The organism is Streptomyces sp. NPDC101393, from assembly GCF_044767385.1.
Lineage (GTDB): Bacteria > Actinomycetota > Actinomycetes > Streptomycetales > Streptomycetaceae > Streptomyces.
Genome location: NZ_JBIWNU010000011.1, coordinates 109,065 through 126,872 on the forward strand (window position 1 = coordinate 109,065; position 17,808 = coordinate 126,872).

Below are 17,808 nucleotides of genomic sequence, written 5' to 3' on the forward strand. Positions count from 1 at the left end.
CCCTGGGCCCGGGACAAGCATCGAGGAACCCCAAAAGGCAAGTCAATCCTCGGATTTCCTTGCGTACCCCCAAGGAAAGCCTTGGGAGTGGCGCTCGCCTACCTTGGCCTGTGTGCCCATGACCTTCGACGATCTGCGAGTCTTCGTGGCGGTCTGTCAGGCGGGAAGCCTGAGCGCCGTCGCCCGTGATCTGTCCTGCACCCAGTCCGCCGTGAGCCAGCACGTGAAACGGCTCGAACGGGCCACGGGCGTGCAGCTGCTGGAGCGTCGGCCGCGCGGAGTCGTTCCCACCCCCGAGGGGCGGGTGCTCCGGAGAGCGGCCGTGGACGGGATCGCCGGGCTGGACCTGGCCCTGCGTCGACTCGGCGAACTGGCGCGTGGCGACGCCGGATCGGTCCGGGTGACGACGGGCGCCACGACGGTGCGCCACTTCATGTCCGAGGCCGTCGTCGCCTTCCGCACGCATCATCCGGGGGCGATCCTGGAGTTCCGGACGGAGACCTCCAGCCGAAGCTGTTTCGATGCGCTCGCCGAGGGCGCGGTTGATCTGGCCTGGGTCACCGTCGGTGGGCCGGTACGGGGCATCGAGCAACGTCCCGTGGTGGAACTGCCGTGGGTGCTGGCCGTGCGCGCCGACGATCCTCTCGCCCACCGGCCGAGGATCACTGCCGCCGACCTCGCGGCGGTCAGGCACATCCGGCTGCCGGAGAACTCTTCCTCACGCGGCCATCTGGACACCGCCTTCGCCCGCCTGGGCATCCACCTCACCTCGGACACGAGCGTTGCCGACTGGGACACCGCGATCTTGCTGGCCGGGCTGGGCGTAGGGCACGCGGTCGTCCCCGCTCTGCCAGGTCAGGGCTCCGCCGAGGCGGCGGGCAGCCCGCTGCGGTTCCTTCCCCTGCCGGATCTGCCACCCTTGTCGGTCGGCTGGGCGGTCCGCCGCTGGGAAGCGCTCACCCCGCTGGCCCGCGCATTCGCCAACCTGGTCGGACAGCAGTGCCGGCCGGCCTCTGGGGACGTCGCCGCAGCGGCTGCCGATGACGTGGATCTCGATCCTGTCGTGCAGTGACCGCAGGCGCCGGCCGTGATCGTGCTTGGCGCATGCAGCGCCGAGGGCCGCACCGGTTCCGGTGCGGCCCTCGGCGCTGCGTTACGCGGTCCAGCCGCCGTACGGCACGGTGATGAGTTCCATGCCATGGCCCGCTGGGTCCATGAAGTACACGCCGCGGCCGCCGTCGTGGTGGTTGATCGCGTCGGGCTGCTTCTGGTGAGGGTCGGCGTAGTGCTCGATGCCACGCTGCCTGATCTGCGCGTATGCCGCATCGAACTCCGCCTCGGAGACCAGGAAGGCGTAGTGCTGGGGTGTGATCTTCTCCGCCGGGATGGTGGCGAAGTCCAGTGTGACGCCGTTGCTCAGGCCGACCGCGATGAACGGGCCCCACTCGGCCGTGATCTCAAGGCCGAGCAGGCCCGCGAGAAATTCTGCGGATTCCCGGTTGTTCCGGGCGTGAACGATCGTGTGGTTCAACTCAACTGACAAGGAATGCCTCCGAGGGCATCTCCCGACACCTCCATGCCTCACCCAGCCGGTGACCGGCACGCGATGTCGCCGTAGATGGTAGCCGACAGTCGCTACGCAGTCAGCCGGCGGAAGGCGATGCGGGCTGCGGCTCTGCCTGTCGGGTCATCTCTGCGCGCGCGGGGCGCTGCGGTCCTCGCGGTAGAGGACCTTGGCGAGGGCGATGGCGGTGTGGGTGGCGGGGTGGGGATCGTGGGTGCGCCAGATGAGGTGGACGGGTAGGGGCTGCGCGTCGCGCAGGGGGCGGTAGGTGATGCCGTCGCGGCGGTACTGGGCGGCGGTGGCCTGCGCGGTGAGGCCGATGCAGCGACCGGTGGCGATGGCGGCGAGCCAGTCGTCGATGTCCTGGGTGTACTCGACGGCGGGCTGCTCGGGTGCGGGCCACAGGTCGAGAGTGGTGGTGCCGGTGCGGCGGTCGATGGCCAGGGTGCGGTCGGGGATCTCGTCCAGGCGGATGCTGCGGCGGCGGGCCCAGGGATCGTCGGACGCCATGGCGACGCAGCGGGTCTCGTGGCCGACCAGGGCGTGGGACCACGCTTTCAGGTCGATCGGGGCACGGATGACAGCGAGGTCGCAGAGTCCTTCGGCGAGGCCGCCGGTGGGGGTGTTCTGGCGGATGAGACGCAGTTCGGTCTCGGGGTGCTGATCGTGCCAGCGGCGCTGGAATTCGGTGGTGTGGTGGCCGAAGGCGGACCAGGCGTGGCCGATGTGCAGGCGATTGTGGCCGGTGGTGGCTTCGCGGACGAGTTCGTCGGCGCCGGTGAGCAGGACCCGGGCGCGGGCGAGGACCTGGACGCCTGCGGTGGTGGGGGCGACGCTGCGGCTGGTGCGGTGCAGCAGCCGCACCCCGAGGAGGTCTTCCAGGGCGGCGAGGGTGCGGGAGACCGCGGCCTGGGAGAGGCCGAGCTGAAGGGCGGCATCGGTGAAACTGCCCGTGTCGATGATGGAGACCAGGCACCGCAGGTGCTTCAGCTCCAAGGCGGCGGTGCTCTCGCGCTTCGCGTCCATACGTTCAGCGTATAGGTGGCCGCGTGGATGCATTTTTCGTATGGAGGTGCGGCTTCGTCGGGGGGCCACGCACCTCGGCTCGTCTCCGTATCCCGCATCCCGCACCTCGGCTTCGTTGCCCGCATCCCGTCTCCCGGTCCAGTCGCCGCGCCGCAGGCCGCCGGGTCCGCTGGTTGTGGACCACTGATTCCGGTCCGCCGGCTCTGGTCCGCCGCCTCTGCCGCGTTCCGGCAGTCGAGGTGAGGGGGCGGGGTGGCCAGGGGGCGGGGTGGCACCCCCTGCCCGAGCATGGCCGAAGTCACCCTGGTCGCAGGGGACTTCGCGGGACACCCGGATCGCCGTCTGCGATCATGTGGCTTCGGTAGCCGAGCAGGTGCGACCATCGAACGGGGGGCAATGCCAGCATACGAGGACTTTCCGGCGCTTTTCCGGGCGTCCGACGCCAACTCCTTGAAGGGCCAGCGGCGTTATCTGCTGGCGACCAAGTGCCAGCTGGGCGCGCTGATCGCGGCGGCCGCGCTGGGGGTCTTCACCTGGCAGGTCAACGGCGCGGACATCGCCGCCGCCGCATCGGTGATGGCGTTCTGCACGGCGGTGGTCACCGAGGTGTATCTGCTCAAGGAACGCCCGGACCGCATCTGGTACCAAGGGCGCGCGGTCGCCGAATCGGCCAAGACGCTCACCTGGCGCTACATGGTCGGCGGCAGCCCGATGGGCACCGAGGAGACCTCGACCGAATCCGCCGCCGAGCTGCTGCTGACCCGGTTCACGGAGATCGAGAACGATGTCGAGGCCGCCTGGCTCGTCCCCGACGGGGGCACCCCGGAGCAGGTCACCCCCGAGATGACGCGGATGCGTCAGCTGCCCCTGGACGAACGCCGGGCGATCTACCTGCGGGAGCGCATCGAGAACCAGCGTGCGTGGTACGGGACCAAGTCGCGGTGGAACGAGCGCAAAGGCACCGTGTGGGCGCTGACCCTCACGGTGCTCGAACTGCTCGGCGTCTGCGCGGGCGTCGCGAAGGTGACGGGCGTCATCGACGTGGACCTCCTCGGCGTGTGCGCGGCCCTCGCCGCGGGAGGCACCGCGTGGGTGCAGACCAAGCAGCACAAGACCCTCGCCATCGCGTACGCCGTCGCTCGGCACGAGTTGGCGACGATCGCCTTCCGCGCCCAACGGCCGGTCACCGAGGCGGAATGGGCGACCTTCGTGGCGAACGCCGAGGACGCCGTCTCGCGTGAGCACACCCTGTGGCGCGCTTCCCACATGTGAGGCAGACGATGCCATCGACCCACCAGGCGGACGGATACGTCTACGACGCCTTCCTTTCCTACAGCCACGGAGCCGACGCTCAGACGGCACCGGCCGTGCACCGGGCGCTGAGCCGTCTGGCCAAGCCGTGGAATCGTCCGCGCGCCCTGCGGATCTTCCGTGACCAGTCCTCCTTGGAGGCCGGTCCGGACCTGTGGGCCACCATCGAGGCCAAGCTGGGCGCGAGCCGCCATCTCGTCCTGCTCGCCTCACCGCAGGCCGCCCGCTCCCGCTGGGTGGGGCGGGAGATCGCCCACTGGAAACAGCACCGCGAGCCCGGCACCTTGCTCATCGTGCTCACCAGCGGCGCGATCCACTGGGACCACGCCGCAGGGAACTTCGACCGGACACGCACCACCGCCCTGCCGCCCGAGCTGTACGGATGGTTTGAGGCCGAACCCCTGTGGGTCGACCTGACCTGGGCCCGCAGCGAGACCGAACTGGTCCTGGGGCACGCCCGGTTCCGAAGGGACGTCGGCACCCTGGCCGCGGCCCTGCACGGCGTGAGCAAGGACGCACTCGACAGCGAGGAGGCACGCCAGCACGCCAGAACGGTCGGCGTGCGGCGCGGGCTGACCTGGGGCATGGCCTTCTTCCTCGTCGCCTCGCTCGTCTTCGGCATCATGGCGCAGGTGCGCGGCGACGAGGCCGAGCGCCGGCGCAAAGAGGCTGACGGGCAACGGCGGTTGGCCACGGTGCGTGCGCTGCTCGCCGAATCGCAGAGCCGTCTGGCGGACGACCCGCGCACCGCCGTCCGGCTCGGCCTGACCGCGTACAGCGTGCGTCCCACCACGGAGACCCGCGCGGCTCTGGTCGACGTCCTGCGGCGCACGCCGTACGCGGGTACGTCCCAAGGGCCGGACGAGAGCGGCATGGTCGTCCGGCGGTTCTCGGACGACGCGGGCGTCCTGGCCACCGCGGAAGAGGGCAAGCTGACGCTCTGGGACGTGTCGCAGCCGGGGCGGCGCCGACTGCTGCACCGCCTCACGCCCCCGCGCGGGGACATCAAGGACGTCACCTTCAGCCGGGACGGCCGTACGCTGTTCGTGGCGGCCACCAAGGGTCATGCCCTGTGGGACATCTCCTCCCCCGGCACGCCGCGGGCCTTGCCGGCCCTGCCCGGAGCGACGGGCCTGGACGGCGGCGGATTCGGCGACGGCGACCGGACGCTGGCGACCGTGCGCGACGGCAAGGGCAGCAGTGGCCGGCTGGACCTGTGGGATGTGGCGGGCCCGGACCGGCCACGTCGCCTCGGCTCGGTGACCGGTATCTACGACGCTGCGGAAGTCCGGATGAGCCCCGACGGCAGGACCGTCGTGAGCGCCACCGGCAAACTCATGGTCGAGGAGGCGGACAGCGGGAAGGTCACCATTGAGCACGGCAGTGGGATGACCGCGTGGGACACCTCCGACCCGACCCGTCCGCGCCGCATGGGGCGTGACACCCCCTGGGGCGGGGTCCTCGACTTCAGTCCCGATGGCCGCACCCTGATCAGCAGTAACACCAGGACCGCCTACGTCTGGCGCATCCGCCCCGGACACGCACCACAACTGCTCAGCAAGCTCCGCGGCCACCGGGGGGTCGTGAACGCGGCCGCCTTCGGGCCCGACGGCACAGCAGCGGTCACGTTCGACGGCAGCGGAGGCGCGGTGCGCTGGGACCTCTCGCGCCCCGGCACACCGCGTGCCCGGGGGAAGCTGCTCGACGGCGAGCTGGGTTCGGGTGAGGATGTCGCCTTCACACCTGACGGACGGCAGATCCAAGAAGTCGACAGCCGCGGCACGGTCGCCAGCTGGCGCATGGACTCCGGACCCGGTCCGTGGCAACGCGCCGAGGCAGCCGCCGACCCGGTGGGCGTGGCAGCCGTGGCCGTCTCCCCGGACGGGCGGACCGCGGCGACCGCAGGGGCACGCGCCTTGGTGCTGTGGGACATCACCGACCCCGACCGGCCACGTCAACTGTCCACTCTGCGCGGCTTCTCCGGGCTCATGACGGACGTGGCGTTCTCCGCTGACGGCCGCTATCTGGCCGGCGGCGACAGCGCCAGCCGGGTCATCCTGTGGGACGCGTCGGAGCGGCGCCACCCCCGCAGGACCGCCACCCTGCGCACCCGGGGCCCGGTGGCATCACTGGCCTTCAGCCCACATTCCCCGCTCCTGGTCACGTCCGGGAACGAGCCCATGCTCACCCAAGGGATCGAAGGCTGGGCGACGTTGTGGAACGTCAAGGGCGGACGGGCCGTGGAGAGCCGCTCATACACCCTCAAGAGCTTCACGCATGCGGGGGCGGTGTCCTTCAGCCCGGACGGCCGCCTGCTCGCCCTTCCGGGGGCGGGCAGTGGCCTGTTCGACATGCGCGACCCGGGCCGGCCCCGTCACCTCAAGTGGGACCCGGTGGCGGTGTTGCAGCAGGACACAGCGTTCAGCGTGAAGCGCGGGCTGCTGGCCGTCGGCGAGAGCATCTACCGGGTCAACGGCACGTCCCTGTCCGATCCCGCCGTCACACTCACCGATCCGCCCGAGCGTGGGGGGCATACGGCCTTTCACCCTGAGAGCAACCTGCTGGCCGAGGCGGACGATCGGGGCACGGCGGTGCTGTGGGACATCGGCGACCTCCAACGCGCCCATATCGCGGGCAAGTTGCCGTCCCTTGACGAGAGCGTCGACGACGTGGCGTTCACCCCCGACGGCCGTACGCTGCTGACGGGCGGCGGCGACGGCAGGCTGCGCCTGTGGGACCTGGGGCCGCTGCCCGCCGCCGCCCGCGACCCGAAGCGCCTGGCCTGCGAGGTAGCGGGCGGCAGCCTGGACCGCACGCAGTGGCTCCTGCACGCGCCGGGGCTGGCCTATCGAGACCTGTGCCGCTGACGGCGTCGAGCATCAGGGACGGCGTGCGGTGCACGGCTTCCGCTCGGTGGACGACCTCAGTGCAAAGGGAGTGCGAACTTGATGCCCAGGTGGTGCTGGAGCCCTTCGCGCTGCTCGGCCGTGGCCAGGACCATGATGTCGTCGTGGGTTCCGAGGGGATCCGTGGAGCCGTGGTCGACGCGGCGGAAGTCGCGAGGGTCGTCGTGGGGGCTGATCGCTTCGATCGCGGCCTGGGCGGCTCCCATGTCCAGGTAGTCGTTCGACTCCTGCTCCACCTGGAAGGACAGGGGCGTGCCGTTGCTTTCGAAGTGCATGACACCCGGTCCGCTGTCCTCGTCGTCCTCGTCCCTCCTCTCGAAGCGGTAGTTGGTGACGGTGACGTGCCCGCCGGTGACGTCGGCTGCCTCACCCAGAAGCCATTCGTAGTGGTCGTCGGCGAAGTCAACGTCGTCGGCGTGGATGGAGACGGCCACGCCAAAGGATTCGAGGGCGGCGGCGACCTCGTGGCCCGGAGCGATCGGCTCGGTCGCGTAGGTGGCGGCCTCCTCCAGTGCGCTCCGGGCCTTCTCTTCGGTGATCATTTTGAGGCCGGTAAGGACTTCGGCTATCCGCACGTACGTGATCGGCTGGGTATGCGACATACGGACATCGTGTCAGGTGGCACGGCGTCGACGGGCGCGATGACGTTCGCTCAGATCTCTGGAGCTGCCCGGTGATCGACCGTCACGGACTCTCGATGAAGCGGACGGACCAGGCATAGCCGCTCAAGCTGTCGTGCGGGACCTTCCTGACCTCTCTGACCTGGCAACCGTCCTGGGCATACTTGCGGGCGAACCGGTCCAGTCGCTGCGCGTCGGTGAGATCCTCCATGGACAACGGCGCTCCGACGACGAGGTCTTCGTGAAGGGCTGTGTCGAGTGCGGCACCGTCCGAGCAGGCTGAGCAATGATGCGTTTGCGGTAGGGCCATACGGTCAGTGTCCTCCTCATCCGGGTTCCCGTCGTTCACCGCGCGCGTTCTCGCGCAAATGGCGGCGCTGCTGAGCGCCTTGGCAAGGGCGGACTGCGTGCGCCTCCTGCCGTCCGCAGCGCAGCGCCTGTGGGCAATCAACCGCAACGGGAGACCGCCCCTCCAGGACCCACGCGTCCTGCGTCTCCCTGACGAAAGGTGAACCCACGGCAAGAAGGCGAACACACGTGGTGATCCGTGAGGGAGTGGGAGCGCCGGTGCGGGCCTGCGGCCGGCCGTCGACGGTCCCGCCGGTTCGACGGGTGCCTGATCGGCGCGGACAATGAGTCGCAGGACAGGCGCGCCGGTGGCGCCCTGCCGGCGAGGTGGTGCCGATGCCGACGTGGCGATTGCGGGACTATCACGACGATGACCTGGACCGGGCCATCCAGATCTGGGATCAGGACCGCCAGGAGGACGACTCGCCTCCTGTCTTCCCCATCTCGGAGGTCGTGGCCGTGGCACGGTCCGGCGGGCCCGCTGTGGTTGCCGTGGTCGGCAAGGAACTCGTCGGCATGGCGGTGGCGCAGGTCCAGGACGAACGAGCCTGGATCACGTTGGTCGCGCTGGCCGGGGCGTGGCGTCATCGCGGGATCGGCAGCGCCTTGATCGGCGAACTCGAACGGCGGTTGCGGGTACGGGGCGTACGCAGGATCAATGCCCTGCTCGCCCCGGGAGCCACGGGTTCCACGGCCCTGGAGAACTCCGGCTACCGGGCGCGGAACGGACTCGTCTTCTACGAGAAGGTCAACCACCTCGCCACCAGCGACGCGGGGCTGCTCGCAGAGCTCGGCGGCCGGGTGTTGCCGCAGGGGCTGTGGGGTGGCGTATCGGGGATGGACGGGGAGAAGGACGCCATCGAGCGTCGGATCGTGCTGCCGTTGGCCGAGCCCGTTCTGGCCGAGAAACACGGAGTGACGCCCCCCAAGGCGGTCATCCTCTTCGGCCCGCCGGGCACCGGCAAGACGAGCTTCGCCAAGGCTGTCGCCTCCCGGCTGGAGTGGCCGTTCGTGGAGCTCTTCCCTTCCCGGCTCGCGGCCGCCGGAGCGGGAGGTCTGGCCGCCTCACTCCGGGACACGTTCGCCGACCTGGCCAACCTGGACACCGTTCTGCTGTTCATCGACGAGGTCGAGGAGATCGCCGGTATCCGGTCCGGCCAGGCCATCGACCCCGGTCACGGGGTCACCAATGAGCTGCTCAAGCTGATTCCCGGCTTCCGCGATGACGACAACCGCCTGTTGATCTGTGCGACGAACTCCGTCCGCTCCCTTGACCCGGCGTTCCTGCGCCCCGGCCGCTTCGACTACGTCATCCCGGTCGGCCCGCCCGACCAAGCCGCCCGTGCGGCTATCTGGCGGCGCTACCTCGGCGCGGTGGCCGGCAGCGTCGAGCTGCCCCGGTTGGTGGCGGCCAGCGAGATGTTCACCCCGGCCGACATCGAGTTCGCGGCACGGAAGGGCGCCCATGCCGCGTTCGAACGCGAGGTCGCCGACCGGCAGGGCGCACCGGCCAACACCGGTGACTACCTGGCCGCCATCGCCGACACCCGCCCCGCACTCACCGACGAGGCGATCACCGCCTTCCGGGAGGACATCGAGCGCTACGCCCGCATGTGACGGCACGGCCTCACGGCGTGGTGACCACACGGGCGTGGTGACCACACGGGCGTGGTGTCCACACGGGCAGTCGGCACCCTGCGAGGCCGGTGGGGCCGTATCCGTCGCAGGGCGCAATCAGTCCTCCTCGTCCCTGGAGCGTCGAGGCATGATCGCTACGGGGCAGTGGGAGTGGTGCAGCAATGCGTGAGGCACGCGCCCCAAGCCCGCACTGCTGCCGGTGAGGGATCGATGCGCGCCCATGATCAGCACATCGGCGTGGCGGCTGGCCTCGACGAGGACGGCGGCGGTGGATCTGCCCGCTACCACGTCCGTGGTGATGTCGAGGCCGGGAAAGTCGGCTCGGACGCGGGACGCGAGAGCCCCTTCGAGGTCTTCCCGTCGGCGCACGATCTCGGGGTCGTCGTCAGGCGTCGGCGCCGCGGAACCGAGATGGGGAAGGCGCTTGCGGACACTCAACAACCGCAGGGATGCCTTGCGTACCTGGGCCTCCTGTGCGGCCCGGACCAGCCAGTCGGCATCGGCCGGGCCGGCTACAGCGGCCGTGACCACTGCCGTCTCCGGCCGCTCGCTCTCGCCGCGCACCACGATGACCGGCACGGCGCTTCCGGTCGCCACGCCGAGACTCACCGAGCCCAGCATGAGCTCGCGGAAGCCACCACGGCCACGGCTGCCGATGACGATGGTGTCCCCTGGTCCGGTCGATGTGTGCAGCGCGGACACAGGTTCCTTGGAGCTGAACTCCCTGGTCATCGTGAGGTGAGGAAACCTCTGCTGTATGACGGCGGTGGTTTCGAGAAGGAGGACACGTCCCGTCTCGCGGAGGTGATCGATCGCCTCGTACGTCGCGAACCGCATCAGTCGATCGAGGTCCGCGCCGAGCACGATCCGCAGCGGCTGACCGTGCCGGTCCGCCTCGGCAGCTGCCCAGAGGGCCGCCGACCTGGCATGTTCCGATTCATCGACGCCTACGACGATCTTCCCGGACTTCGGGCCGTCGGGAGTGTCACTGGTCATGTCTCCTCCTCAGGCCGTTGATCGGTCGTTCCTCACGCTGCCACCGACGGGCGCCGCGGCGGCAGGGCCGCGAAGGTCCCGGATAGGGCCAAAGGACCCTGGTTCCGGCGTGCCGATGCATCGCGCGCGCTGCCTGCACCACGCGGAGAGGGAGGGCAGTGCCTGTACCGCAGCGAACCGGGCACTGTGCCCCGTGCCCCGTGCGAGGCTGGGGCGCATGACAATCGAACGATTTGAAGTACAACGGGAGATCGCGGCGTCCCCTGGCGAGGTGTTCACGATGCTGTGCGACCCCAACGGGCATGTGACGATCGACAGCTCCGGGATGCTTCAGTCAGCCGAAGGCGCGCAGGTGCAGCGCGCGGGCGACGAGTTCGTCGTGCACATGGACCGGGAGGCGCTCAATGACTATCCGATGGGCAAATACAGCGTCACGGTGATCATCACCAAGTTCGAGAAGGACGCACTTATCGAGTGGACCATCTCCGGGACGATCCAGCCCCCGATCAAGCATCTGTACGGCTACCGGCTCCAGCCCAGCGAAACCGGGACCCTCGTGACGTCCTACTACGACTGGAGTCAAGTCGCCGACGCCTACCGGGAAAAGGGCATCTTCCCCGTCATCCCCGAAGCCTCCCTGCGCGCCACCCTCGGCATCCTCGCGCGGAACGTGGAATCCCGGGGAATTGACCCCAATTGGCGTCCCGCGCGCTGCCGTTGACGGTGTGCGCCCTGTCCTCGCATCGACCTCGCACCCGCCTCATATCGGCGTCGGCCATGAGGCCGCCGGTGGTTGATGAGACTCCCCCACGCTTCGCGGGCCTCCCCCAGGCCGCTCCGTGGGCCTCCCCCAGGCCGCTTCGACCGGGAAGGGCCCTCGTCTGTCCGGGAACGTCGACGCGAGGAACAGGGCGCGTACACAGTGTTGTTGACGGGCCGGACACCGGCCGCCACCCACCCTTCGGGGCCCCCGGGTCAGTGACGGATGCCGGCTCCCCTCCGCATCCCGGGCCGGGCCTGCTGCCCGATGCCCGCGAGCCGCCCCGGCCGCCCTCCGCTCGCCGAGCCCTCCCCCGCGTTCCGTGGCCGGCGCCATCGCCGTCGACAGCCCCACCCCTCCCACAATGTGACCCACGTCATAGTGCGGCGGCTCACATCCGCAGGTCATCATATGACCCGATCGCCGCACGGACGCGGAGCCGGGCCACGCCCGGACGGGACAGCGAGACGAGGATCGGCATGAACGACCAGGACAGGGCAGGGCCACCGCGCGTGGGCGTGGTGGGCCTCGGGGCCATGGGGCTCGGCATGGCCCGCAGCCTGCGGAACGCGGGCTTCGACGTGGGTGTCCACGATCTGCGCCCCGAGGTGGCCGCGGCCTTCGCCGAGGACGGTGGCACGGCCTTCGCCTCCGCCGGTGAGCTGGCGGCCGCGGTCGACATCCTGGTCGGTGTCGTGGTCAACGCGGCGCAGGTGGAGTCGGTGCTGTTCGGCACCGAGGGCGCGGCCGGGCGACTGCGTCCGGGCTCCGTCTACGTCATGTGCTCCACGGCCGACCCCAACTGGTCCGCCGAGCTGGAGAAGCGGCTCGCCGAGCAGGGTGTGCTCTATCTGGACGCCCCCATCTCCGGTGGCGCCGCACGCGCCGCGAACGGCGAGCTCACCATGATGACGTCGGGCGCCCCCGCCGCGTACGCGAGCGCCGACCCGGTGCTGGAAGCCATGAGCAGCACGGTCTACCGCCTGGGCGACGAGGCCGGGATCGGCTCCAAGGTCAAGATCGTCAACCAGCTGCTCGCGGGCGTGCACATCGCCGCGGCGGCCGAGGCGATGGCCCTGGGCATCAAGGCGGGCGTGCCCGCCGAGGCGCTCTACGAGGTCATCACGCACAGCGCCGGCACCTCGTGGATGTTCGAGAACCGCATGGCGCATGTGCTCGCCGGGGACTACACGCCGCTGTCGGCGGTCGACATCTTCGTCAAGGACCTGGGACTGGTGCTCGACGCGGCCCGGCCGGAGACGTTCCCGCTCCCGCTGGCGGCCACCGCGCACCAGATGTTCCTGCAGGCGTCGGCGTCCGGCCTGGGAGCCGAGGACGACAGCGCGGTGATCAAGATCTTCCCGGGGATCGAACTCCCCGAGCGGGCCGAGAAGTCGGAGGGCTGACATGGGAATCCGACTCGGCTGCCTCGCCGACGACTTCACCGGCGCCACGGACCTGGCCAACAACCTGGTGCGCGCGGGCATGCGCGTGGTCCAGCTGACCGGTGTACCGCAGGCCGGGACCGAAGGGCCGGTCGACGCGGACGCCGTGGTCATCGCGCTCAAGTCGCGGACCACCCCCGCGGCCGACGCCGTCGCGGCCTCGCTGGAGGCGCTCGACTGGCTGCGGTCCGCGGGCGCGGAGCAGATCTACTTCAAGTACTGCTCGACCTTCGACTCGACGCGGGCCGGCAACATCGGGCCCGTCACCGAGGCCCTGATGGACGCGCTGGGCACGGACTTCACGGTCGCGACACCGGCGTTCCCGGACAACGGGCGCACCGTCTTCAAGGGCCATCTCTTCGTCGGCGACGTGCTGCTCGGCGAGAGCGGTATGCGCCATCATCCGCTGACGCCGATGACCGACTCCAATCTGGTGTCCGTGCTCGGTGCGCAGACCACGCGCCCCGTCGGCCTCATCGACCACACCGTGGTCGCCGCGGGTGCCGAGGCGATCCGGGAGCGCGTCGACGAGCTGCGCAAGGAGGGCGTCGGCGCCGCCATCGTGGACGCCGTCTCCAACGACGACCTCGTACGGCTGGGTGCGGCGGTCAAGGAGCTGCCGCTGGTGACCGCCGGGTCGGGCCTGGCGATCGGTCTGCCCGCGAACTGGGGGTTCGAGCCGTCCCCCGCGGCCGCCCAACTGCCGCTGGCCGGCGGCCATCAGGCCATCGTCTCGGGATCGGTGTCCACCGCCACCAACGGTCAGGTCCAGGAGTTCCTGCGCGGCGGGCGGCCCGCGTTCCGCGTGGATCCGCTGCGGATCGCGGCCGGCGAGGACGTGGCCGGACAGGCCCTGGCCTTCGCCGGCTCCCACCTCGCGAAGGGGCCGGTCCTCGTCTACTCCACCGAGGCGCCTGACGCGGTCAAGGACGTGCAGGGCCGGCTCGGCGCCGCCGCGGCCGGTGAACTCGTCGAGCAGACCCTGGCCCGCGTCGCGCAGGGACTCGTCCAGCTCGGTGTGCGTCAGCTCGTCGTCGGCGGCGGCGAGACCTCGGGCGCCGTCGTCCAGGCGCTCGGCCTCACGGGCCTGCGCATCGGACCGCAGATCGACCCCGGTGTGCCATGGTGCGCGGCGGCCCTCCCCGACGGGGACACGCTCCACATCACGCTGAAGTCCGGCAACTTCGGCAGCCCCGACTTCTTCGCGGCGTCCTTCGCCCACCTCGACCGGGAGACCGCATGAGCCGGCTGCCGACCCCTGCCGCGGGTACGGTCGCTGCCGCGGACGCGCCCCCTGCCGTGGACGACGTGGACACCGCGCGGGCCGATATCGTCCGCGTGGGGACCAGCCTCTTCGCCCGCGGCTACGTCCACGCCAGCGCGGGCAACATCAGCGCGCGGGTCGGCGATTCCCACCTGATCACGCCCACCGACGCCGCTCTGGGCTTCCTCGCCCCCGAGCATCTCGCCCTGGTCGACGCCGGGGGCGAGCACATCGCGGGCGACCGCGCCAGCAAGACCCTGACGCTCCACCGCCGCATCTGTGCCGCCGACCCCACGGCACGGTTCGTCATCCACACCCACTCCACGCATCTCGTCGCGCTCACCCTGGCCGGCGTGTGGACCCAGGGCGATGTGCTTCCGCCCCTCACGCCGTATTACGTCATGAAGGTCGGGCACGTCCCGCTCATCCCCTACCACCGGCCCGGCGATCCGCGCGTGGCCGACCTGGTGACCGCTCATATCGCTGATCGCGCGGCGCGCCACACGCCGATCCGGGCCGTCCTGCTCGACCGGCTCGGCCCCGTGGTCTGGGGCCCCGACGCGGCCACCGCCCTCGCCGTACTCGAAGAACTCGAGGAGACGGCACGTCTCTGGCTCCTGACCGACCGTCGACCCGAGCCGCTCCCCTCCCCCGCTCTCGACGAACTCAAGGCCGCGTTCGGCGCCTCTTGGTGACGCTCACGGCCCGTCCGAGAATCCCCTGAGCCGCAGTAAGGATTCCGCATGCCCACGTCCACCGCGACGGCCGAGACCCCTGACCTCGCCCGTGAGAACGCCGTATTCCGCAAGGTCGTTCTCCGTATCGTCCCCTTTCTGATCCTCTGCTACGTCTTCTCGTACCTGGACCGGGTCAACGTCGGCTTCGCGAAGTTGCAGATGTCCGACGAACTCGGCCTGAGCGAGGCGGCGTACGGCCTCGGCGCCGGCCTGTTCTTCATCGGCTACTTCCTCTTCGAAGTCCCCTCGAACCTGATGCTGCAGCGCGTCGGAGCCCGTACCTGGATCGCCCGGATCATGATCACCTGGGGGCTGGTCTCGGGGGCGTTCAGCTTCGTCACCAGCGAGACGATGTTCTATGTGCTCCGCTTCCTCCTCGGCGCCGCCGAAGCCGGGTTCTACCCGGGCGTGATCCTCTACTGCACGTACTGGTTCCCGTCCCACCGCCGGGCCCGCGTCATCGCGATGTTCATGTCGGCGATCCCCGTGGCGGGCATCTTCGGCAACCCGCTCTCCGGCTGGATCATGGACCGCTTCCACGGGGTCAACGGCTGGCAGGGATGGCAGTGGATGTTCCTGCTCGAAGCGATCCCCGCGCTCCTCATCGGAGTCGCCACGCTCTTCTACCTCGACAACGGCGTCCGCGGTGCCAAGTGGCTCTCCGACGAGGAGAAGAACATCGTCGAGGCGGCCATCGCCCAGGACACCGCGCACCAGAAGCACGGCCGGATCCTGGACGGCTTCCGCGACCCCAAGGTGTGGCTGATGTGCCTCATCTACTTCTGCTTCGTGATGGGCCAGTACGCCCTGACCTTCTGGATGCCCACCTTCGTCAAGTCGACCGGCATCAAGGACAACCTCACAATCGGCGTGCTCAGCGCCGTGCCGTTCCTGTCCGCGCTGGTCGCGATGAACCTCTTCGGACGCTCCGCGGACAAGCGCCGCGAGCGCCGCTGGCACCTGATCGTCCCCAGCCTCATGGGCGCCGTCGGCTTCTCCCTCGCCGCCGGCTGGAGCGGATCCACCGTGCTGTCCCTGATCGCCCTCTCCTTCGCCGCGGCCGGCGTGCTGACCTGCGCCCCGCTGTTCTGGTCGCTGCCCACCGCATTCCTCAGCGGGCCCGCGGCGGCGGCCGGACTCGCCGTGATCAACTCGGTGGGCAACCTCGCCGGCTTCGTCAGCCCGTACATGATCGGCGGGCTCAAGGACGCCACCGGCTCGACCTCCCTCCCGATGTACGTCCTGGCCCTGAGCCTCGTCGTCGGCGCGGGGGCCGTGCTCACCACCAAGAAGCAGGTCGTCAACCGATGACCGGGTCCCGACCGGGCCCGAACACAGGAGCAAGCATGCCGAGGTTCGCCGCGAACCTGTCCATGATGTACACCGAGCACCCCTTCCTCGACCGCTTCGCCGCGGCGTCGGCGGACGGCTTCGAGGCCGTCGAGTACCTCTTCCCGTATGACCACACGGCCGGCGAGCTGCGCCGTCGGCTCGACGACCACGGCCTGCGGCAGGTGCTGTTCAACGCGCCTCCCGGTTCATGGGAGGCCGGGGAGCGGGGCCTGGCCTCGCTCCCCGGCCGCGAGTCCGAGGCCCGCTCCGGAATCGACCGGGCGCTGGAGTACGCCGCGGCGCTCGGCTGCGGCCAGGTGCACGTGATGGCCGGCCTCGTAACGGCGGACGCGACGCCCACCCAGCTCGCCAGGCACCGCGACACCTACCTGGCCAACCTGGCCTGGGCCGCGGCGCGGGCCGCCGCCGTGGACGTCGACCTCCTGATCGAGCCGATCAACGGCCGCGACATGCCGGGCTACTTCCTGCGCCGGCAGGACGAGGCGCACGCCGTCGTGCAAGAGGTGGGTACCCCGCGTCTCAAGGTGCAGCTCGACCTGTACCACTGCCAGATCGTGGAGGGCGACCTCACCACGACGCTGCGCCGGGACCTTCCGACCGGCCGCGTCGGCCATCTGCAGATCGCGGGCGTGCCCGACCGCCACGAACCCGACCGGGGCGAGCTCGATATCCGCCACCTGTTCGGCGTCGTCGACGAGCTGGGCTTCGACGGGTGGATCGGCTGCGAATACCGCCCCCGCGCCGGTACGAGCGAGGGGCTCGGCTGGATCAAGGACTACCGAGGAGAGCGCGCATGAGGATCGTCATCACGGGTGGCTTCGGCTTCCTGGGCCGGCAGGTCGCCGAGGCCTTGCTCACGCGGCGGACCCTGTGCGGTGCGCCCATCGACCGCCTGGTGCTCGCCGACCGGTTCGTCCCGGCCGATGCGCCGGTGACGGCCGACCCGCTGGTGGACGTCGTACGGGGCGATCTGAACGAGCGGCTCGGCGAGATCTTCGCGCAACCGGTGGATGTGGTGATCCACCTGGCCTCCGCGGTCTCGGCCGAGTGCGAGGCCGACTTCGACCTCGGCATGAGCGCCAACCTGGACACCACCCGCGCCCTGCTGGAGGCCGCCCGCGCGCAGTCCGCTGCCGGCGGGCCGCCGCCCCGGGTGGTGTTCTCCAGCAGCGTCGCCGTCTACGGTTCCGACCTCGCGCTGCCACTGCCGCCCGTGGTGAGCGAGTCGACCCTGCCCACCCCGCGGTCGAGTTACGGGACGCAGAAGCGCGTCTGCGAGCAGTTGGTCGCCGAGTACACCCGGCGGGGCTTCCTCGACGGACGCGTCGCGCGCCTGATGACCGTCTCGGTGCGGCCGGGCAAGCCGAACGCGGCCGCCTCCGGCTTCCTGTCCGGCATCATCCGCGAACCGCTCGCGGGCCTGCCTGCCACCTGCCCGGTCCGCCCCGACCTGCGGGTCGCGCTGGCCTCGCCGCGACGCACCGTCGAGGGCATCCTGCGCATCGCCGAGGCCGGGCGCGGCCCCGGCGGACTCGACGGCGATCTTCCCGTCAACCTGCCGGCGCTCACGGTCACGGTCGCCGAGATGCTCGACACGCTGCGCCGGGTGGCCGGCGACGCCGTCGCCGACCTGGTGACCCTCGCGCCGGACCCCACCGTCGAGGCCCTCATGGGCTCTTGGCCCGCCGCCTTCGACAACGCGCGCGCCACGGCGCTCGGCCTCGGGCCCGACGAGAGCTTCGAGTCGGTCGTACGGGCCTACGCCGAGGACCACCCCGAAGCCGTCACGGCCGGTGCGCTGGCCGCGGCCGGTGCGGTCAGGCCCTGACGGATAGACTGA

The 17,808-nt window shown here is 70.5% G+C and carries 16 protein-coding genes; 11 read left to right on the top strand and 5 right to left on the bottom strand.

Annotation, left to right across the window (positions count from 1 at the left end):
• Positions 1 to 118 precede the first annotated feature (118 nt).
• Positions 119 to 1,072 carry a LysR family transcriptional regulator gene (locus ACIRQ7_RS31090; RefSeq protein ID WP_404266117.1) on the top strand — a complete coding sequence of 318 codons (954 nt, stop codon included), beginning with the start codon at positions 119 to 121 and terminating at the stop codon, positions 1,070 to 1,072.
• An 81-nt stretch (positions 1,073 to 1,153) separates the two neighbouring features.
• Here ACIRQ7_RS31090 and ACIRQ7_RS31095 read toward each other — a convergent pair whose 3' ends face one another.
• Both ACIRQ7_RS31095 and ACIRQ7_RS31100 read right to left on the bottom strand, forming a co-directional pair.
• Positions 1,154 to 1,543 (bottom strand): VOC family protein, encoded by a 390-nt coding sequence (locus ACIRQ7_RS31095; protein WP_404265946.1) that lies wholly within the window; start codon positions 1,541 to 1,543, stop codon positions 1,154 to 1,156.
• A 144-nt stretch (positions 1,544 to 1,687) separates the two neighbouring features.
• The gene (locus ACIRQ7_RS31100; protein ID WP_404265947.1) at positions 1,688 to 2,590 is read right to left on the bottom strand and encodes a LysR family transcriptional regulator; all 903 of its coding nucleotides are present in this window, start codon (positions 2,588 to 2,590) and stop codon (positions 1,688 to 1,690) included.
• A gap of 396 nt (positions 2,591 to 2,986) precedes the next feature.
• Between ACIRQ7_RS31100 and ACIRQ7_RS31105 the strand changes: the two genes are divergently transcribed.
• Together ACIRQ7_RS31105 and ACIRQ7_RS31110 are read left to right on the top strand one after the other, a co-directional pair.
• On the top strand, positions 2,987 to 3,862 hold the full coding sequence (locus ACIRQ7_RS31105; RefSeq protein WP_404265948.1) for a DUF4231 domain-containing protein: 876 nt from the start codon (positions 2,987 to 2,989) through the stop codon (positions 3,860 to 3,862).
• 8 nt (positions 3,863 to 3,870) lie between these two features.
• Complete coding sequence (locus ACIRQ7_RS31110) at positions 3,871 to 6,768, top strand: TIR domain-containing protein (protein ID WP_404265949.1); 2,898 nt, start codon at positions 3,871 to 3,873, stop codon at positions 6,766 to 6,768.
• 56 nt (positions 6,769 to 6,824) lie between these two features.
• Here the strand turns inward: ACIRQ7_RS31110 and ACIRQ7_RS31115 are convergent, their stop codons facing one another.
• Both ACIRQ7_RS31115 and ACIRQ7_RS31120 read right to left on the bottom strand, forming a co-directional pair.
• Positions 6,825 to 7,409 carry a hypothetical protein gene (locus ACIRQ7_RS31115; protein ID WP_404265950.1) on the bottom strand — a complete coding sequence of 195 codons (585 nt, stop codon included), beginning with the start codon at positions 7,407 to 7,409 and terminating at the stop codon, positions 6,825 to 6,827.
• Positions 7,410 to 7,491: 82 nt separating this feature from the next.
• Positions 7,492 to 7,638: a hypothetical protein gene (locus ACIRQ7_RS31120; RefSeq protein ID WP_403668898.1), complete on the bottom strand. Its 147-nt coding sequence runs from the start codon at positions 7,636 to 7,638 to the stop codon at positions 7,492 to 7,494.
• Positions 7,639 to 8,111: 473 nt separating this feature from the next.
• Here ACIRQ7_RS31120 and ACIRQ7_RS31125 point away from each other — a divergent pair, with 473 nt between their 5' ends.
• Positions 8,112 to 9,392 carry an ATP-binding protein gene (locus ACIRQ7_RS31125; RefSeq protein WP_404265951.1) on the top strand — a complete coding sequence of 427 codons (1,281 nt, stop codon included), beginning with the start codon at positions 8,112 to 8,114 and terminating at the stop codon, positions 9,390 to 9,392.
• Between the two features lie 117 nt (positions 9,393 to 9,509).
• Here ACIRQ7_RS31125 and ACIRQ7_RS31130 read toward each other — a convergent pair whose 3' ends face one another.
• Positions 9,510 to 10,409, bottom strand: a complete 900-nt coding sequence (locus ACIRQ7_RS31130; RefSeq protein ID WP_404265952.1) for a universal stress protein — start codon at positions 10,407 to 10,409, stop codon at positions 9,510 to 9,512.
• A gap of 217 nt (positions 10,410 to 10,626) precedes the next feature.
• Between ACIRQ7_RS31130 and ACIRQ7_RS31135 the strand changes: the two genes are divergently transcribed.
• The 7 genes from ACIRQ7_RS31135 to denD all read left to right on the top strand — a co-directional run bounded on the left by ACIRQ7_RS31135 (position 10,627) and on the right by denD (position 17,796).
• Positions 10,627 to 11,130, top strand: a complete 504-nt coding sequence (locus ACIRQ7_RS31135) for an SRPBCC family protein (RefSeq protein WP_404265953.1) — start codon at positions 10,627 to 10,629, stop codon at positions 11,128 to 11,130.
• A 518-nt stretch (positions 11,131 to 11,648) separates the two neighbouring features.
• A complete protein-coding gene (gene ltnD, locus ACIRQ7_RS31140; RefSeq protein ID WP_404265954.1) occupies positions 11,649 to 12,575 on the top strand; it encodes an L-threonate dehydrogenase in 927 nt (308 codons plus the stop codon).
• A gap of 1 nt (position 12,576) precedes the next feature.
• A complete protein-coding gene (gene otnK / locus ACIRQ7_RS31145; protein ID WP_404265955.1) occupies positions 12,577 to 13,857 on the top strand; it encodes a 3-oxo-tetronate kinase in 1,281 nt (426 codons plus the stop codon).
• Positions 13,854 to 14,573, top strand: a complete 720-nt coding sequence (locus tag ACIRQ7_RS31150) for an aldolase (protein WP_404265956.1) — start codon at positions 13,854 to 13,856, stop codon at positions 14,571 to 14,573. Before otnK ends, ACIRQ7_RS31150 begins: the two co-directional genes overlap by 4 nt.
• Before the next feature lie 48 nt (positions 14,574 to 14,621).
• Positions 14,622 to 15,926, top strand: a complete 1,305-nt coding sequence (locus tag ACIRQ7_RS31155; protein ID WP_404265957.1) for an MFS transporter — start codon at positions 14,622 to 14,624, stop codon at positions 15,924 to 15,926.
• Between the two features lie 35 nt (positions 15,927 to 15,961).
• Positions 15,962 to 16,765 carry a 2-oxo-tetronate isomerase gene (gene otnI, locus ACIRQ7_RS31160; RefSeq protein WP_404265958.1) on the top strand — a complete coding sequence of 268 codons (804 nt, stop codon included), beginning with the start codon at positions 15,962 to 15,964 and terminating at the stop codon, positions 16,763 to 16,765.
• The gene (denD, locus tag ACIRQ7_RS31165; protein ID WP_404265959.1) at positions 16,762 to 17,796 is read left to right on the top strand and encodes a D-erythronate dehydrogenase; all 1,035 of its coding nucleotides are present in this window, start codon (positions 16,762 to 16,764) and stop codon (positions 17,794 to 17,796) included. The genes otnI and denD overlap by 4 nt, the downstream gene beginning before the upstream one ends.
• Positions 17,797 to 17,808 lie beyond the last annotated feature (12 nt).

What these genes read in the sequence shown, in the direction of transcription:
- ACIRQ7_RS31090 (WP_404266117.1), top strand. Translation starts at nt 119, where the DNA reads ATGACCTTCGACGATCTGCGAGTCTTCGTGGCGGTCTGTCAGGCGGGA.
- ACIRQ7_RS31120 (WP_403668898.1), bottom strand. Translation starts at nt 7,638, where the DNA reads ATGGAGGATCTCACCGACGCGCAGCGACTGGACCGGTTCGCCCGCAAG.
- ACIRQ7_RS31110 (WP_404265949.1), top strand. Translation starts at nt 3,871, where the DNA reads ATGCCATCGACCCACCAGGCGGACGGATACGTCTACGACGCCTTCCTT.
- ACIRQ7_RS31150 (WP_404265956.1), top strand. Translation starts at nt 13,854, where the DNA reads ATGAGCCGGCTGCCGACCCCTGCCGCGGGTACGGTCGCTGCCGCGGAC.
- ACIRQ7_RS31130 (WP_404265952.1), bottom strand. Translation starts at nt 10,409, where the DNA reads ATGACCAGTGACACTCCCGACGGCCCGAAGTCCGGGAAGATCGTCGTA.
- ACIRQ7_RS31125 (WP_404265951.1), top strand. Translation starts at nt 8,112, where the DNA reads ATGCCGACGTGGCGATTGCGGGACTATCACGACGATGACCTGGACCGG.
- ACIRQ7_RS31155 (WP_404265957.1), top strand. Translation starts at nt 14,622, where the DNA reads ATGCCCACGTCCACCGCGACGGCCGAGACCCCTGACCTCGCCCGTGAG.
- ACIRQ7_RS31135 (WP_404265953.1), top strand. Translation starts at nt 10,627, where the DNA reads ATGACAATCGAACGATTTGAAGTACAACGGGAGATCGCGGCGTCCCCT.
- ACIRQ7_RS31100 (WP_404265947.1), bottom strand. Translation starts at nt 2,590, where the DNA reads ATGGACGCGAAGCGCGAGAGCACCGCCGCCTTGGAGCTGAAGCACCTG.
- ltnD (WP_404265954.1), top strand. Translation starts at nt 11,649, where the DNA reads ATGAACGACCAGGACAGGGCAGGGCCACCGCGCGTGGGCGTGGTGGGC.
- otnI (WP_404265958.1), top strand. Translation starts at nt 15,962, where the DNA reads ATGCCGAGGTTCGCCGCGAACCTGTCCATGATGTACACCGAGCACCCC.
- denD (WP_404265959.1), top strand. Translation starts at nt 16,762, where the DNA reads ATGAGGATCGTCATCACGGGTGGCTTCGGCTTCCTGGGCCGGCAGGTC.
- ACIRQ7_RS31115 (WP_404265950.1), bottom strand. Translation starts at nt 7,409, where the DNA reads ATGTCGCATACCCAGCCGATCACGTACGTGCGGATAGCCGAAGTCCTT.
- ACIRQ7_RS31105 (WP_404265948.1), top strand. Translation starts at nt 2,987, where the DNA reads ATGCCAGCATACGAGGACTTTCCGGCGCTTTTCCGGGCGTCCGACGCC.
- otnK (WP_404265955.1), top strand. Translation starts at nt 12,577, where the DNA reads ATGGGAATCCGACTCGGCTGCCTCGCCGACGACTTCACCGGCGCCACG.